Origin of the sequence: Nostoc sp. UHCC 0251 (assembly GCF_034932245.1) — a bacterium.
GTDB lineage: Bacteria > Cyanobacteriota > Cyanobacteriia > Cyanobacteriales > Nostocaceae > Nostoc.
The window spans coordinates 1-15,899 of sequence record NZ_JAYGHD010000091.1 but is presented as its reverse complement, the minus strand read 5'-3'; the positions used below and the strand labels follow the sequence as shown (position 1 = coordinate 15,899).

Sequence of the window (15,899 nt, the reverse complement as noted above, 5' to 3'; positions counted from 1 at the left end):
CGCTCCTGCTATCAACGGTTAATTCTGAAGCATTAACTAAATAATAAAGCGCTCTTCCAATTTGGGAGGGCGCTTTTTAGTTGTCAACAACAATATTACTGACAATGAAATAGTGATGATAACGCTTTTATATCATCATCACTGCTCATGGCATAGGATGGAAAAGAAGATCGGGTAAAAAATAATTAAAAATCGCCCAGGTAGAGAAGGCAACTGATATTGAAATAACGGCAAGAACAGGAGCAAGGGAAAGGTACTTAATAAAAGAGCCTTTTTGGTCGTTTGGTTTCTGCATATAGCACTCTGTAAATAATTACTGAATGTAAGTTGAACTAGTGCGACTAAATGAGAATTTATTTGTCTGCATTGCGTTTGGAAACTCTCTTATAGAATCACAAGTCCAATTTGTTCTTACAATTAAATAATAATAACTAATACTTCATTTCACTTCTAACCAAAGACTGGATAAATATTAATTTAATTAGTAAGATAAAATACAAAAAAATATATATAACTAGTAGTAATTCTATAGAATTTAGTAATCGATGTACAAAATGAATACTTCACTGGGAAACTGCCAATAACTTATCCATCAGGAAGCCTAGATAAAATTCTTCAAGTGATGAATATTGCTAATGAGCGAGGTATACCTGTGGTTATCGTCAGACATACACAGCTAGCAGAAAACTCCGCCATGTTTAGGAAGGGAAGCCCAGAATGGGAGCTTCATCCTGAAATTATCAAACGTCCATATGGTCTACTGATTGAAAAAAGTTTGCCAGGGAGTTTTACAGAAACTGAGTTAGAGACTTGGCTTAAAGAGAGGAATATTGATACTGTGGTCATCTCTGGATACATGACTCAAATTTGCTGTGATACAACCGCTAGACAAGCCTCACATTTAGGTTTTTCTGTAGAGTTTCTTTCTGATGCTACAGGAACCCTTGCCTTCACAAATAATGCCGGCATTGCTACTGATGAAGAACTCCATAGGGCAACTTTAGTGTCACAAAATACTTTTATTAGTAAGGTAATAGATACCTCTAAATGGATTAATAATCTTAAAAATACGAAGGAAGTCGAACTGTAAATTTTTGGATAGTTGATCAGACATAATACTAGGTATTTTCTAGAGTTTTGAGTACCTCTGTGGCTGACTGATATCGTTGAGTAAAATCGAAATGTACCATTTTATTTAAAATAATAACTAACTCGTCTGTAGCGTCAGTTAGCTCGCGCCAATGTTGCCAAATATGTTGATTGGAATCAACTTCAATTTGGATAATTATTTCACCAGTATTTGTGTCTCTGCAAAATTCTCTGGGATCTACACCAGTTAAACCTTGTATTCCCATAATTCCCAACGCATAAATATCGCTGTTGAGTTTTGGCAACCCGCTCATTTGTTCAGAAGGTGCATAATTAGGAGTACCAATTGAAATGGTCTGAGCTTCTTGCTGCTGAGGATGAATTTGCTTAACAGCACCAAAGTCAATTAAAACGATGTGCTGATCTGATTCTCGCCTAATCAAGTTACTAGGTTTGATATCTCGATGGATTACATTATAACTGTGAACAAAAACCAGTACATGTAAAACTTCTTTGAGTATCTCCACAACTTCAGCTTGTTTTAGTCGCTTCCCAGAGGTTAGTTCTTTGTCCATAGCGTGCCCTCGAACAAACTCTTGCACTAAAGAAAATTGCCGATTTTCTTCAAAAAAAGCTAGCAGTTGGGGAATTTGTGGGTGCTTACCCAAAGTTTCTAAAATTTCTGCTTCAGCTTTGAATAAGCGTCTGACAACATTTAAATATTCTGCATCTTGGCGGGGAGGTAGCAACTGCTTAACCACACACTGCGGATTACCAGGACGCTGGATATCGTCAGCCAAATAAGTATTGCTAAATCCTCCTGAACCCAAGGGTTGAGTAATTTTGTAGCGGTTGTTTAGTAGGGTTCCTAGTGCAATTTTTTGTCCAATAGAATCAATAATTACCGTTGGCGCTTCATTTAAGGCATCGCCGCGTTGCCGTAAAAGACCTTGCAATTCTACAATTAATTGTTGGTGTTCTTGAACCCGTTGGGTAATTTCTTGTTGCTCTTGCTTGGTTTGATAAGCACTATAGGCAAGGACACTCCCGGCGGTAAATACTAAACCCAGCGCTGGAGGTACTACTGGAAACCATTTAGCTTGGGTAAAAATGACAAAATTGCCTCCAAATAACACTGCAAGCGCTGTTGCTCCTGCCAATCCTAAGCCTAGTGGATGTTGAATCCGCGATACTAGCAACCCACCAACTACAGTCCATCCCCATATCCAAAAGACTTTACCCCATTCAGGCAGAAACCAAAACAGAGGCTGTTTGTTAAGAACAGTACTGAGAATTTGACTAACGCTGTGAGCATGAATTTCAATTCCTGCCATTTTACCGGAATTATCTGACTTACCACTAGCAAATGGCGTATTGAAAATATCATTTAAACTATTGGCTGTTGAACCAATTAAAACGATGCGGTCTTTCACCAAATCTGGTTTAACTTGATTTGCAAGTACTTCTGTAATAGTTACCTGCTGGGCGACCTGATGACCCGAACGGTAGTTAAGCAGAATTTGGTAGCCATTTGTATCCGCTTTCTGATAACCGCCAGCGTTACTTTGTAGGGGTTTAAATACGGTATCTCGTAGTTGTAGTTCTTTTTTTGGGGTAAATTCTGGTTGGATGCCTCCAACTTCTAAGTATTTGAGTGCTAGTTGTAAGCTAAAAGAATAAGTACTTTGACAAGAATCGGACTCTTCTGCACTTACCAATAATAGGTTGCGACGAATTGTAGCATCAGTATCTTCTACAACATCATTAAATCCTACTCGCTCTGCTTCAACTCCTTGCGGAGGTGCTATTCCCGGATTATTAGAACTAGAATGTTTGCAGATAGGAATGATGATATCGCTCTGTTGTAGGCGTTGCAGTAGCTTTTCATGACCAGGCTGTACTGGTAAATCACGAAAAATATCTAGACCAATGGCTCGCGGTTCATATTCTTCAAGTTTGCCTAATACCTGGTCTAGAAGTTCACCAGACAGGGGCCAATTCCATTTTTGAATATCTTTTTCAGTTAAAGCAACAATCAATAGACGAGAGTCTGGGCCTGGGTCGCCACGTAGTTGCATCATTTGGTCGTAGACCTTCATTTCTAAAGGCTCGAAAACCCCAAGTTTTTGAATGCCTACTAGTAAAATTGTAGCGATCGCACTTGAAAGAATAACTGGTTGTCTAAATAAACTTTTTAATTTTGCAAGCATTTCTCTAAATAAGTTTTATTTTAAAATATACATATTTTTTATGCTAATTTTCATCATTGAAATTATTCTACGCAATTTGCAGCTTTTAAAAAAAGTAACGAAATATCAAGATCCCCGACTTCTTTAAGAAGTCGGGGATCTTGTTGTTCGTGAATAATTTAGTCCTAGTCTACTATCGGTTTCAGATAATGCACAATTGCCTCTGCTGTTGGCAAATTAGTTGCCAGTAAAACTTGATTAATAGTGCATAATCTTATCAGTGCTTCTTCATTTGCTTGACCAGGCTGAGGTTGCAGCAAATCTCTCAGAAAAATAACTGCTAAAATTTCACCGGCTCCAACCAATGAAGCAATTGTTTGAAATCCCCCAGAAGTTGGTGCAGGGGTTTGCTGACTAATAGTTATCCCTGCTTGTTGTTGTAAGACTTCGCTAATAGATGGCCAGGTGATTGTAAAGCTCTGTGAGAAAAATTCCTGATGCTGAGAAACAAATTCAGCAAGTTCTGATTTTTTGCTTTCATGAGCGATGAGTACTATGTTTCTTTCAATAATCACTTGAGGAGGCTCACTTACATTTGCTTCTTCTGAAGTTTCATCAGATTGAGTTGCTTCTACTTCAGAAACCTCTTCAATAGTTTGACTGCTGTCCTCAGTAGCTTCACTCTCTGTTGTTTCTAAAGTTTGAATATCAGCTAAATCAGAGACTTCACTTACTGGAACCATATCATCATCTACACTGACTTCTTCTGTAGTTCTATTACTCAAATCATCAATGTACTGATTGCTGAAAACTTCCCCACCAATATTATCAGGCTCTGTCAATGCTTCAGAAACTTCGCTTTCTGTTTCATCAACAGCCAAACTAGGTTCTACTTCGTCAACATCTGCGCTGTCTTCTGCTGTAAATGGCGTATCTAAATCTACCGCTTCATCACTGACATTCTGTGTAACTTGGCTCAATGTTTCTTGCTGATGAATATCTTTATTTTCAGGAACTTCATTTACCAATTCGCCAAAATTTTCACTCACTTCTTCAGCGATTGGTGTATCTAAATCCACTACTTTATTTTCATTATGAGTAGCTTCGGGAACGATACTCTCCTCCTCAGATACCTGATGGAAAATATCACGCGGCTGCACGAAGGTGACTTCTGCTTCTAGCGCTGCTTCAAATTCTGCATCCTCATCAGAGGTAGATTCGGGAATGGCACTCTGTGCAGGAATTTCGTTGAAAATATCACGCGGCTGTACGAAGGTGACTTCTGCTTCTAGTGCTGCTTCAAACTCTGCATCCTCATCAGAGGTAGATTTGGGAATGGCACTTATATCACGTTGCTGTACGAAGGTAGATTCTGTTGCTAGTGCTGCTTCAAAGTCTCCACCCTCATCGTGAGTAGGTTCTGGAAGAACGCTTTCCTCTTCACGAGTTTCAACGATGTTCTCAGGTGCGGCTATGGCGTCATCAGGCTCAATCAAAGAAACTTCTGAGGCTTCGCTGGCTTCTGAAACTTCTAGTTCGTCAACATTTGGGCTAACTTCTGCTGCAACTGATGTATGCAAATCTTCAACTTCATCACGAACATCGTGTGGAGATTCGCTAACTGCTTCTGGTGACGGAATGATGTTTTCAGGGGTGATTACTTCAACCACCGAGATGACATCATCAGGTTGAGTAAAAACTTCAGAGATTTCGCTGGTATCTAGTGAAACAACATTAAGTTCAGGTGTTTCTACTTCTTGACTAATTGGCGCTGAAACTTCGTTGACTACCTCTGGTACTGGATTAGCAACGTTGGAACTGCTGACATTTTCAGGCGATCGCGGCCGAGAAAACAGTGAAGGATCTATAATTCTAAAGACTGTCTCTGGTTGCTCATAGGCGGGAGTAACTGCTTCCAAGATCAAAACGTAATCTGCAATCCTGATAATGTCTCCATCGCTCAAAGAATATGGTCGATCTTTTTCAGCTTGTTTCCCATTAAATATTGAGCCATTTCTACTACCAAGATCAGAAAAGTAGTAATTTCCACCTTTAACAAAAAACTTAGCATGTACCCGACTAATATCAGGGCTGTCTAGGAGTAAATCAGAATCAGGAGAACGACCTATTAACCATTCTCCTCTCGTTGTAGTTTCTACCGTAAGGTCAACTTCATTGACTTCACTTAGATTTGGTGAGTAGCTAACTTTTACTTTCATATTAATTTTTGGTTAATTTTATTGATTTCTGCCACCCAGCGCTGACGGGTAGTGTGTTCTAAATTTAAAATATCATCTTGTGACCAGTGGAAATGATAAGCAATAAATGCTACCTCCTCATACAAAGTATCAGAGGGGTAGCTTACGACTCCCCCGCTAGTTCTAGCTCCACTGAAAATTGAGTATTGCAGTGGGGACATTCTGTCGGAATGTGTACATTACCTTGTTGATTGATCCGATTGTAAAATTCTCGAAGATAGGCAATGTCATGTAAGAGCAGTCCTTCAAGTAAATCAGGGCTAACAGAGTTGAAACTACCTAAGCGAGTGATAACCCGTGCAAGCATAACCAACACGCCGTAAGCTGGATTTTCTTGAACTCTGCGCTCTTGTTGCACCAAAATTTCATCTTTAGCGGTGGCTAAACGCATCACCCCATGACGATGTATTCGCTGTTTACTATCACTCAACCCTCTAGGAAGAGTAAAGGTAAATTCTGTGCAGAGAGTATCCTTCTTACGGCGCATAGGTTATTGAATTTGGGCATTGGGCATTGGGCATTGGGTATTGGGTATTGGTCATTGGGCATTGGGCATTGGGCATTGGGCATTGAGAATAGGGGATGAGTCTTTTAGCTCCATTAATGAGTCTTTTAGCTCCATTAATGAGTCTTTTAACTCCATTAATGAGGCTTTTAACTCCATTAATGAGACTTTTAACTCCGTTAATGAGTCTTTGCTCTCTGCTCTCCTGCCCGCTGCTCCCCACTCCCAATGCCCAATGCCCCATGCCCCATGCCCAACTCAATTATGAAGAAGTGCTTCGGGAGAATTTACTGTATCCTCTGGTATGGAAGTTTCGCTCTCCAATCCATTGATTCGCCGATAAAAATCTTGGAGGTAATTTAAATCTTGGGCAAAAAAGTTTTCCACTATTGCAGGAGTCACTTCCGATAATGCACCCAAGTGGGTAATCACTCGCGCCAAGATAATAATTGTGGCATAAACGGGATTCGCTTTAACGCGTGGATCGCGCAAGGGTGCAATCTCGTCTATTGCCGTTGATAACCGCATTACGCCTTTGCGGTGGAGGTTGCCTTCAGAGTCTAGATACCCCTTAGGCAGTGTAAATTCAAACTCTGTGGGAAACATACTCCTCCTAAATTACTTCACGCGTTTAAATTCCTCAAAAGCAACCTCCACTTCTTCAATTTCAATGTCATGGCTGCGGGCGTTGACATCGGCAATTTTGTAACTTGCAGGCCAAGCACCGGCTAATTCAAATCTAGCTACTTCTTGATTTGCCTGATTATAAATAGATAAAGCAACAAGTCTACGTTGCTCAGACCAATTACCCTTTTCGACTTTTTCAAACCACTTCCAAAAATCCATAGAGTTGGTGGTACCTCTACGCAGGGTGAGATTACCACTCTTGGGATTGCTAGGAAGTTTAGTTCTCACCACCTGACCTTTTGACTGCCCTTTTGTACCCCAGGTTTGAGAGGTAACTTCAGAAATTTCAATTACCTCTTGTGTTCTTTTGAAGCCTTGACACTCCAAAAAGAAACAATTGGCATCGTTTTGACCTTCTAGTGTCAGTTCTAAATAGAACCGATGGGCTGTAAGAACTTCTGGAATTCGGCTTGCGGATTGTACCACTGTTAATTACTGCAAATGCTAATTATTTGATCCGTTTAATTCCTTCATGAACCAATTCAATGGTTTCATTCGCCATATCACCACCAGAGGCACTTAAGGTAGGGCCGGTGTATTTACAGGGATAACAATTAACAATGTTCCACCGTGCTTTTTCAGAGCCTTGTTGGTCGTAAGCAACCACTGAACCAGTCTTACGATTCTGTGACCACTTCCGAGGGTCACCCATATCTTCGTTACAGTCTTGATACCATTTATAAAGGTCTATATCATCAGTGGCGATGACTTTTACTGTAATGTTAGTAAATTTAACAACAGTTGGTGTAGCTTGACGCATTAGTTTAGCGCCCTTAGATGAACCGTGAACTTCTTGCGCTGGGGTATTCTCAACGCCTAATCCACTAATTTCTTTGATGAATTTATCGGTAATTCCATCAGCCTCGAAGTAAAATTTACAAGAGGTTAAAAATTCGCCTGCCATACTTTTGGACTCCTTTGTGTGTGGTTAATTTGGGGAATGGGGAACAAGAATTTTAGATTTTAGATTTTGGATTTTAGATTGAAATTTAATCCAAAAGACGCTCGCAGACTCGCTAACGCTGCGCTATCCGCAATCCAAAATCCAAAATTGAATTGCCCTATTCGCTGTCTTCAATGCCATTCCATTGGCTGATACGGAAAACAACAAATTCAGCGGGTCTGACTGGGCAAACACCGACTTCAATGTATAAACGTCCTAAAATTCTGGTTTCTGGTGGGTTTAATTCTTCGTCGCACTTGACATAAAATGCTTGTGCTGGAGATGCGCCAAACAAAGCACCTTCACGCCAGATGCGCTCTAAGAAGTTACTGACGGTGCGGGTTACACGTGCCCATAAATCTTGGTCGTTAGGTTCAAAAACTACCCATTGAGTCCCCAGTTCTAGGGATTTTTCGATATAGCTAATTAGTCTACGCACACTGATGTAACGCCACTCTGTTTTATCTGGCTCAACGAGAGTGCGTGCGCCCCAAATGCGGATACCTCGATTTGGAAAGCTGCGAATACAATTTATCCCAAGTGGGTTTAATAGTTCTTGTTCGCGGAAGTTCGTGTCATAGCCCAAACCAATTACGCCTCTAGGAACTTCATTTGCAGGGGCTTTATAAACTCCTCTGGTTTCGTCAGTGCGGGCCCAAACACCCATCACATGACCGCAAGGAGGTACTAAAATTGGATTACCGCGATCGCGTGGATTAGGTACTTTAATCCAAGGATAATAAAGGGCCGCAAACATCGAACGACGGTTAAATCTGTTCAACCACTCTACGACTTGTTGCGGTTTGACGGCTTCTGGTGGCGCATCAAGTACAACCATGCGGTTGGGCGGGTTGGGAATATCGCCACTGGCAGAACCCTCGCACATACTAATCATCAACTCGATGATGCCGTGGACTTGATCCAAATTCAGCACTTGCTCTTGATAAGCCCGCATCACATCAGGACAGGCCAGCATTGTGATTTCATCAACTTCAAAGATACCGCGTACCCCGGTGCGATCGTCTCGAACCCCTTCTAAATTTTGTGAAAATCTATCGGGTGGGGTGGCAACAATGGGCGGTGCTAGTTCATATTGACCATTCACGGGACGACGAGCTAAAGGCTGTCCGCTTTGAGTTATGTCTTCTACAGTGACATACATGGAATTTCTCAATGCCGACAGGGCATAAGTTGCGACTTGAGCATTAGGGTCGCGGTTCATGCTCAAGTTTTCGTATTGCTCTAGAAGCTCATCTCCCCGACGAATTTGAATGGTGAAATATTCACCCGTATTTGGAGGCGCTTCTCCTTCAGTACCTTCGGGTAAGGCACGGGGCGAACCATCAATAATTATGATATTTACTAATCCGCCTGCTGCTTGTTCGGGACGCAAAGTAAAGCGCAGGGCTGGACGATTACCTCTAGAGTTGATTCTGAGGGTAGCCGGTTCTGGAGTCGCAGGTTTGGGTGCGCCTGGTAACTGAGTGCCAATGCTTGTTACCCAGCAGCGACCGCCGCCATTCATAAAGTAGCCGTAGACTGAAAAGGGTAAATAGGCGTTGAAGTCGGTGAACCCATCAGAGTTAGGACGGGCAAAGTAGTTGAGATATTGTGTCCAAGTGGTTACAAGCATGGGCTTGTATAACTCAGCCCCACCGCGAACATCTTCTGTAAAGCCTACAAATCCGGCAACTGCCGTGCTAACACCTTCAATTGGTCGGCTACCTCGGTCAACTTCTTCAATATAGACACCGGGAGCAAAGTAATCAAGTCTAGCCATGAAAGTCTCTCCAAGTCAGTAAAAATCTAAATTATTCAGGAGTTAGAAATATTTCTTTGAAAGTATGACTTTGGCTATCTACCAACGCATTGACGTTTTGGGGTAAATAGCCAGGATGATTCAGAGTCAAAACATAATTACCTAAATGAAGGTCTTCAAAGAAGAACAGCCCTTCTTTAGTGGTTAATAGAGACTTTTCGGTTCCCCTCACAGCCACTTCTGTCGCTACCAACGGCAGATTTGTCACCGCACTTTTGACAATACCTGCGATCGCAACTCGCCTAGTTAGAACTAAACTATCACCATCACGAGACAATTGATTTCGTAGATTGAAAATTCGCTCCCAAACCAAAGGTACTGAAGTAGGTTGTGGCTCGAAGGGTATTGTAATTGTCAAATATAAGGCTGAACGCAATGGCACACTCAGAGCGCTCCATAAAGAGCCAATCTCAATTGGCGGCTCTAGAGCAACTGTCATGTTCAAATTACCATAGCCCCGTAATTCAGGAACCAAAAACTCCTCTTCCAAGGTGCGATGGCGCAACAGCACAGTCAACGCCTCACTCATAAAGTGATGCTCACCTAAAGCTGTTCTATCCCAGGCTGTTAATAGCAGCGAAACATCAAACCAAGCGGGTGCCCAATTTACACTGGCAGGTTGTAGAGCGCGTGTTAGCTTGCGTTCAACTTGCCTGCCAGAATGTTGTATCTGCTTACTCTCACGAATATCATAAATGTATAAATTGAGAGTCGGGCCTGCTCCCTCTTCCCTTCTATTACCAGGATGGCTAAAGTCAATTTGCTCCGTACTGGTAAGTGAGGTTCCTCCAGCTAGAATTTCGGCTAAAGTTTGAAGAACGAAGATAAGCATGAAGGTGTTGTGCTGGTAGCTAATCCAGATGCATCTACAGTATCTGTATCAGCCTTATAAAGTTAATTAGACTTTTGTCGATATTTTGGGATGGGGGATTGGGCATTGGGCATTGGGCATGGGGCATTGGGCATTGCTTTTCCCTATTCCCTATTCCCCATTCCCCATTCCCCATTCCCCATTCCCCAGAATAATTATTGAGAGGGCTGGAAGATATTAGATTTTCAAAAATCCGAAAAGTAGCAACTTCAGTTTGTAGATTAGTCTGGAGCAGTTCTTAATTGGACGCACTACATTTTTTCTTGTGAGGTGGGCTGAAAAGCTCGCCCTAGAGCGTCGCGTCGACCAAGCTAACTTTAAAGGATAAAGGAAAAAACTACAGAAGTCACAGAGTGGGAGAAAAAAAGAGATGTTTAAGAAGTGTCTCACTGAGCATTGTTACTTGGACAGACTACTAGATAGGACTGGCGAGACATCTATACCTACAAGTTTTATCGAAGTGTTACGAATCAAAACTACTAAATACCTATATATGGAGAAAATTGATAAGGAACTGTGAATATAAACTTAATAATTATTTGGATGAATTATCTAACAAGATAACTTAACAAAAAAATAAACATTGCTGACACTACATAATTTTATAGTGATCAGCAGAAGAGTAAAAACATTTGGTTGCAAAAAGCGAGTGAAGCTATGACACTAGGCTTTTCTGTACAAAAACTAGAGAATGGCTCAAATAATTTGAGTTCCTCAGACATCCAAAGCTTTTGTCAGCTAGAGTCTGAGCAGCTAACTAGTCAGTATCCAATTTTTTTTGCTCGTATTGTCTATCATGATTGCTTGCTGAAGAATCATCAGGAAGTTATACGTTATGGTCAATACCAAGCTCCTTTTTCCCCAAAAACTTTAGCTTATTTGCAGTCAGAAGTATGGCTTACAGATTTTCCACCTGCTTTGACTGTACATGAATTTAAACTCAAGGGCTTTTCATCCATTTCTTATATTTGCCCCATAGCCTATAGAAATCAAAAACCTGAATACATTCAAATCATTACTCATGAACCTCTCTCAGAGAGTTTGCAATTGTACCTAAAACGCTCTGCTATGCTCCTGAGTAAGTATGTAGATATTTACTTGGACTATGGAAGACAAAAAACTGAAATTCAACTACTGGAAGATATCCTACATCGAATAGGACATCAATTGCGTAACTCTTTAGGGTTAATAGGATTGTATGCACATAATTTATGTTTAGGGTTAGAGAATAGTCCTTGGCAAGAGCAAGCAACAATCATCGGCGAAAGCATACAAGATTTAGATACTAATTTAAATGATCTTATTGATTGTGGACAAGGTGCAAAATTAAGAGTAGATTTTCAAGATTTAAGAAGTTTGGTAGTTGAAAGTATCAAAAACTTACAACCTCTAATTAATGAGAAAAAAATTAAAATATCAATTCCCGATACATCGACAACGCTCAAGATAGATAGATTGCAAATGAAACAAGTATTTGACAATATCCTTAGTAATGCTGTTCATTTCAGTCCTAATTTAGGAACTATTACTTGTAGCTGGCAAATTTTTAAAGATGAAGTTTTAATTAAAATTTCCGACCAAGGAAAAGGATTATCTAAAAAAGATTTACAAAAAATATTTACCCCATTTTATTCCCGGCGTCGAGGAGGTACAGGACTGGGCTTAACTATTGCGAAAAAAATTATTTTGGATCATCAAGGAAGTATTTGGGCACAAGTTTTATCCGAAAGTGGAGCACAATTTTCTATAATTTTGCCTCGACCAAGGAGTATAAATTAATTCGTGATTTTGTAATTAACTAAGATGATTAATGATAATAAAAAACTTTCAGTTTTACTGGTGGATGACGAAGAACACTTCCGTCAAGGAATACGGACTCTATTAAATTTTTATAGTATTAATTCTGCATTACCTGTAGAAGTTATTGGTGATGCCGATTCTGTTGAGCAGGTTTTAAAGTTTACAATCCAAAAGCGTCCAGATTTAATTTTGCTGGATATGCAATTAAAAGGATGTGATGGGATTGCAGTTCTAGCACGTCTTAAGGAAAATGCTTACACTGGTAAGGTTTTAGTATTGTCGGCTCATCAAGAAGACGACTGGATTTTTAGAGCAATGCAGGCGGGAGCCGCAGGTTATGTGTTTAAAAATCGTGTGGCAACACAATTGTGTGAAGCTATTGACACTGTTACAAACTCAGAAATTTATCTACCTTCAGAAGTTGCTAGTAGATTTTTCCGGTTTTTTCAGGCTTACTCAGACTCTTGTGTGAAAGCATGTCATGAGGTGCATTTAACAGAAAGAGAGCAAGAAGTTTTATACTGGTTAACTCAAGGTGCTTCTAATGAAAAAATAGCTAAACATTTATATGTAACAGTAGCAACTGTTAAGGCGCATCTCACAAGTATTTTTGAAAAATTGAAGGTTACTAGCCGGACTCAAGCTATTGTAGCTGCTCTCAAGTTAGGATTAGTTCATGCTTGAGTGCAACAAAAGTTATAGACGCAATTCACAAAACTGTTTGTAAGCTATTCCATATTGAACTTGCATATAATCAGTAGCCAACATGTTTGCCAACAAAAAGTTTTTCATTTTGAATTTTGAATTGCTTATATGCCTTCATTTGAATCTTTTTATCAGCAATACCCCTGCTCATACAATTCTCCCTTAAATTGCGATCGCCCATTCCAAACGGCGCAGCAAATCAAGGGCGCTAAGTTTTGCTTGGAATGTGGTTTTCCAGCAACTTTGCCGCAGGAGGCTGAGATTAAAGGAAATCAGGGTACTTATCAAATAGCTAGTTATGTCGGTGTGCGGGGTTTAGGGCGCTTATACTCAGGTATTCAACTTAAGGACAAACAGCCTGTAATCATCAAAGAATACCTGCTACCCAATCGTAGTTTTAATGAAAGCGAGACTCAAAAGCGGAAAGAGACTTTCAAACGGGTGGGTGGGGTGAGTTTAGCCGATAGTAGAATTCAAAACTTCCGTCTTGTCGAAACTCAAGAAGCGATCGCAGATGAAAAAGGAGAACGGTGTTATTTAATTACTAAAGGAGTAGAGTCATCTCAAACTTTAGGTAAGTATCTCATAGAAAAGGGATCAATGACATCTCCTGATGTGCGGGAGGTACTAAATCAAGGTTTACAAACTCTCCAGTTTCTCCACACCCAAAAGCTGCGTTTTCCCTCAAATCAAACACAACTGGGTATAACTCACGGCAACATAAATCTAGATAGTACTTTAATTAAGATAGAAAATAATCAAAAGTTTTCTATATACTTTTGTGATTTAGCTATCTGGGAAAACTTATTTATTCCACCTATTATTGCTCAACCTGCTCCCGCCAAACCGGAGCAAGATTTAGAATCATTAGGATTACTAGCCTTTTATTTATGGGGAGGACGGACAACTAATTTTTTAACCAACCAGCCTCTCGATCCTAGAGATAATCAACAATGGCCCGATACAGATAGTCATTTAAAGCAATTTATTTATCGTTTAATTGGGCTGGAAACTCCTTTTGAGAGTGCGGAAACGGCTCGTCAAGCACTGCTGCAACTTCCCAAAGAAGATCATGCCAAAAGTTCAGCGCGATCGTCGTCAGCTTCTCAAAAAATAGAAAAGCGTTTTCCAATGCCTTTCATTTTGCTAGTAATCCTGGCTTTATTACTACTTGGCGGGGGAATTTGGTATTGGCTTTGGGGTAAGAAAATAACTAGTCCTAATCAATATATACAATGGTCTAGACTTGTGCGGAATTTCTCAGAAGTTTCTAACGTTCCTTCTGGAAGATTTACTTACACAGGAGAAAAAGACAGTACATGGAGCTATGTTTTGACGCAACCAGTAGACAACAGTCGTTTAGGAGAGTTATTGACCACAAAGCTAGATGCAAGAGCAACATTTACCTATGAATCTGTATTGTCTGCAAATGTAAATAATCCAATTAAAAGTATCGAAGAAGTTCAAACAAGCAAAAAAGATTTTGCAATTACTAGTTTAGGAGACAACATCACAGATAAACTTACTAAAAAACAATTTGCTTATGATGGATTAATTGTTTTTGTAGCATTTAATAAAAGAGACTCAAATCTCGCTAATGCTCTAGGTGGGCAAATAAATCTTGAGCAATTGCGTCAAATTTACACAGGTAAAATTACCAATTGGCAGCAAATTAGTCCCAAACTTCCAAATCTGCCTGTGAAACCTTTTGCCCCAAATGAACCAGAAGCGATCAGTAAATTTCAAGAAATAGTTCTCAAAAATGCCCCTCAGGATGAAGCTTTATTTACAGCGAAAGTTACTAAATTTGATACAACAAAAACCCAAAATCAGATCCGCAGTGAGACTCTAGGTGGGCGAACCACTGGTATTATCAGTTTTGGCATTATCAGTAAAACTTGGAAACAGTGTACTGGCTATCCACTAGCGATCGCAGATGGTAAAAAGTCAGCTATTCAACCTTTGTTTCAAAGGCGCGATCGCCGTTCAATTAATCCCTCAGATGATTTGTGTCAACATGATGATTATTATGTTGATGTCAAAACTTTCCAAAGCTATCCTTTGGGATACCCTATTTTTGTAGTGTACCCTAAAGACAGCACCCGCCTACCGGGTGGTTCTACATTTGCCCAGATGCTAACCACTCGTCAGGGTCAGTGCTTACTTAGTAAAGTAGGCCTTGTAGCTTTACAACCTATGCCTGATGATATAAATTCTTATGCCTGCAAATCGGTGCCCTAATCCCAGTTGCGAATATTTTAACCGCGCCCTGCCTAACAATGCTAAGGTTTGTCCCTGGTGTTCTACTCCTGTGGGTAATGTAGTTTCCCCTACATCACAACCCCCTAGTCAACCACCACCTATTCAACAACAACCTAGTCAACCACCACCTGTTCAGTATCAACGACCGCCAGAGCAACCTAACTACCAAGTTCCTCAACAAGCTCCTGTTGATTATTCAACAACCTATCAGCCAAGGGTTTCCTATCCACCAACACCGCCTGTTTACACTCCGCCACCTCAAAGAGCGCCAGTCTTAAAGCTGATTCATACTACCGGGAGAGAATTTAACCTCGTTGGAGAAGGAGGTTATATTGGTCGCCGCAGTCAGAGTCCAGGAATAGTGCCGCCAGAAATTGACTTGACCGGCATCCCCAGTGAGGGAATAGTTTCTCGTCGTCATGCGCGAGTCGATTGGGACTGGTCGCAAAATGCATACATGATTGTTGATATGAGTACAAATGGTATTTATATAAACAACAATCCTCTCACTCCTGGTATGCAATATCGTCTGCTTAATGGTGATTCACTGAGATTTGGCCAGGATAATTTAGTTAATTTCACTGTATATATTGTGTAGTAAAAAGCTTTAACTAATGCACTAAATGTGTTAAAAGCTGTTAAATTTCATGGGGTAGTTGATCGATCAACTACCCTTCAATTTTGCTACAGACGCGTAGCGGCTTGTCGTTAGAAACCAATACGCTTGGGTTAAGGGCTAATTGTACAAAATTGTGGGTTTTCGAGACGCGA

15 protein-coding genes are annotated in these 15,899 nt (G+C 40.4%); 5 read left to right on the top strand and 10 right to left on the bottom strand.

Annotated features, from left to right (window positions below; genetic code table 11):
- Positions 1-145: 145 nt before the first annotated feature.
- Positions 146-295, bottom strand: coding sequence for a PsaJ protein (locus tag VB740_RS12650; RefSeq protein ID WP_323200348.1), 150 nt, complete (start codon positions 293-295; stop codon positions 146-148).
- A gap of 246 nt (positions 296-541) precedes the next feature.
- Here VB740_RS12650 and VB740_RS12645 point away from each other — a divergent pair, with 246 nt between their 5' ends.
- Positions 542-1,090 carry a cysteine hydrolase family protein gene (locus VB740_RS12645; protein WP_323200349.1) on the top strand — a complete coding sequence of 183 codons (549 nt, stop codon included), beginning with the start codon at positions 542-544 and terminating at the stop codon, positions 1,088-1,090.
- A 28-nt stretch (positions 1,091-1,118) separates the two neighbouring features.
- On the opposite strand, the gene VB740_RS12640 is transcribed toward VB740_RS12645, so the two are convergent.
- The 9 genes from VB740_RS12640 to VB740_RS12600 all read right to left on the bottom strand — a co-directional run bounded on the left by VB740_RS12640 (position 1,119) and on the right by VB740_RS12600 (position 10,322).
- Complete coding sequence (locus VB740_RS12640; RefSeq protein WP_323200347.1) at positions 1,119-3,299, bottom strand: CHASE2 domain-containing serine/threonine-protein kinase; 2,181 nt, start codon at positions 3,297-3,299, stop codon at positions 1,119-1,121.
- A gap of 164 nt (positions 3,300-3,463) precedes the next feature.
- Positions 3,464-5,497: an FHA domain-containing protein gene (locus VB740_RS12635; protein ID WP_323200346.1), complete on the bottom strand. Its 2,034-nt coding sequence runs from the start codon at positions 5,495-5,497 to the stop codon at positions 3,464-3,466.
- Positions 5,494-5,697 carry a DUF6760 family protein gene (locus VB740_RS12630; RefSeq protein ID WP_313931140.1) on the bottom strand — a complete coding sequence of 68 codons (204 nt, stop codon included), beginning with the start codon at positions 5,695-5,697 and terminating at the stop codon, positions 5,494-5,496. Before VB740_RS12630 ends, VB740_RS12635 begins: the two co-directional genes overlap by 4 nt.
- The gene (locus VB740_RS12625; protein ID WP_323200345.1) at positions 5,640-6,023 is read right to left on the bottom strand and encodes a phage tail assembly protein; all 384 of its coding nucleotides are present in this window, start codon (positions 6,021-6,023) and stop codon (positions 5,640-5,642) included. Before VB740_RS12625 ends, VB740_RS12630 begins: the two co-directional genes overlap by 58 nt.
- 276 nt (positions 6,024-6,299) lie before the next feature.
- Positions 6,300-6,647 (bottom strand): hypothetical protein, encoded by a 348-nt coding sequence (locus VB740_RS12620; RefSeq protein ID WP_323200344.1) that lies wholly within the window; start codon positions 6,645-6,647, stop codon positions 6,300-6,302.
- 12 nt (positions 6,648-6,659) lie between these two features.
- Positions 6,660-7,154, bottom strand: a complete 495-nt coding sequence (locus VB740_RS12615) for a phage tail protein (RefSeq protein WP_323200343.1) — start codon at positions 7,152-7,154, stop codon at positions 6,660-6,662.
- Positions 7,155-7,176: 22 nt separating this feature from the next.
- Positions 7,177-7,632, bottom strand: a complete 456-nt coding sequence (locus VB740_RS12610; protein WP_190734346.1) for a phage tail protein — start codon at positions 7,630-7,632, stop codon at positions 7,177-7,179.
- 157 nt (positions 7,633-7,789) lie between these two features.
- Complete coding sequence (locus VB740_RS12605) at positions 7,790-9,451, bottom strand: phage tail sheath family protein (protein ID WP_323200342.1); 1,662 nt, start codon at positions 9,449-9,451, stop codon at positions 7,790-7,792.
- Between the two features lie 31 nt (positions 9,452-9,482).
- On the bottom strand, positions 9,483-10,322 hold the full coding sequence (locus VB740_RS12600; protein WP_323200341.1) for a Pvc16 family protein: 840 nt from the start codon (positions 10,320-10,322) through the stop codon (positions 9,483-9,485).
- 696 nt (positions 10,323-11,018) lie between these two features.
- On the opposite strand from VB740_RS12600, the gene VB740_RS12595 reads away from it, so the two are divergent.
- The 4 genes from VB740_RS12595 to VB740_RS12580 all read left to right on the top strand — a co-directional run bounded on the left by VB740_RS12595 (position 11,019) and on the right by VB740_RS12580 (position 15,726).
- A complete protein-coding gene (locus tag VB740_RS12595; protein ID WP_323200340.1) occupies positions 11,019-12,140 on the top strand; it encodes a HAMP domain-containing sensor histidine kinase in 1,122 nt (373 codons plus the stop codon).
- A 24-nt stretch (positions 12,141-12,164) separates the two neighbouring features.
- Positions 12,165-12,845 carry a response regulator transcription factor gene (locus tag VB740_RS12590; RefSeq protein WP_323200339.1) on the top strand — a complete coding sequence of 227 codons (681 nt, stop codon included), beginning with the start codon at positions 12,165-12,167 and terminating at the stop codon, positions 12,843-12,845.
- A 129-nt stretch (positions 12,846-12,974) separates the two neighbouring features.
- Positions 12,975-15,107: a substrate-binding domain-containing protein gene (locus VB740_RS12585; RefSeq protein ID WP_323200338.1), complete on the top strand. Its 2,133-nt coding sequence runs from the start codon at positions 12,975-12,977 to the stop codon at positions 15,105-15,107.
- On the top strand, positions 15,085-15,726 hold the full coding sequence (locus tag VB740_RS12580; protein ID WP_323200337.1) for an FHA domain-containing protein: 642 nt from the start codon (positions 15,085-15,087) through the stop codon (positions 15,724-15,726). Before VB740_RS12585 ends, VB740_RS12580 begins: the two co-directional genes overlap by 23 nt.
- The last annotated feature ends 173 nt before the right edge of the window (positions 15,727-15,899 follow it).

Coding starts and splice junctions, on each gene's coding strand:
- VB740_RS12650 (WP_323200348.1), bottom strand. CDS start 295: ATGCAGAAACCAAACGACCAAAAAGGCTCTTTTATTAAGTACCTTTCC.
- VB740_RS12640 (WP_323200347.1), bottom strand. CDS start 3,299: ATGCTTGCAAAATTAAAAAGTTTATTTAGACAACCAGTTATTCTTTCA.
- VB740_RS12635 (WP_323200346.1), bottom strand. CDS start 5,497: ATGAAAGTAAAAGTTAGCTACTCACCAAATCTAAGTGAAGTCAATGAA.
- VB740_RS12630 (WP_313931140.1), bottom strand. CDS start 5,697: ATGTCCCCACTGCAATACTCAATTTTCAGTGGAGCTAGAACTAGCGGG.
- VB740_RS12625 (WP_323200345.1), bottom strand. CDS start 6,023: ATGCGCCGTAAGAAGGATACTCTCTGCACAGAATTTACCTTTACTCTT.
- VB740_RS12620 (WP_323200344.1), bottom strand. CDS start 6,647: ATGTTTCCCACAGAGTTTGAATTTACACTGCCTAAGGGGTATCTAGAC.
- VB740_RS12610 (WP_190734346.1), bottom strand. CDS start 7,632: ATGGCAGGCGAATTTTTAACCTCTTGTAAATTTTACTTCGAGGCTGAT.
- VB740_RS12605 (WP_323200342.1), bottom strand. CDS start 9,451: ATGGCTAGACTTGATTACTTTGCTCCCGGTGTCTATATTGAAGAAGTT.
- VB740_RS12600 (WP_323200341.1), bottom strand. CDS start 10,322: ATGCTTATCTTCGTTCTTCAAACTTTAGCCGAAATTCTAGCTGGAGGA.
- VB740_RS12595 (WP_323200340.1), top strand. CDS start 11,019: ATGACACTAGGCTTTTCTGTACAAAAACTAGAGAATGGCTCAAATAAT.
- VB740_RS12590 (WP_323200339.1), top strand. CDS start 12,165: ATGATTAATGATAATAAAAAACTTTCAGTTTTACTGGTGGATGACGAA.
- VB740_RS12585 (WP_323200338.1), top strand. CDS start 12,975: ATGCCTTCATTTGAATCTTTTTATCAGCAATACCCCTGCTCATACAAT.
- VB740_RS12580 (WP_323200337.1), top strand. CDS start 15,085: ATGCCTGCAAATCGGTGCCCTAATCCCAGTTGCGAATATTTTAACCGC.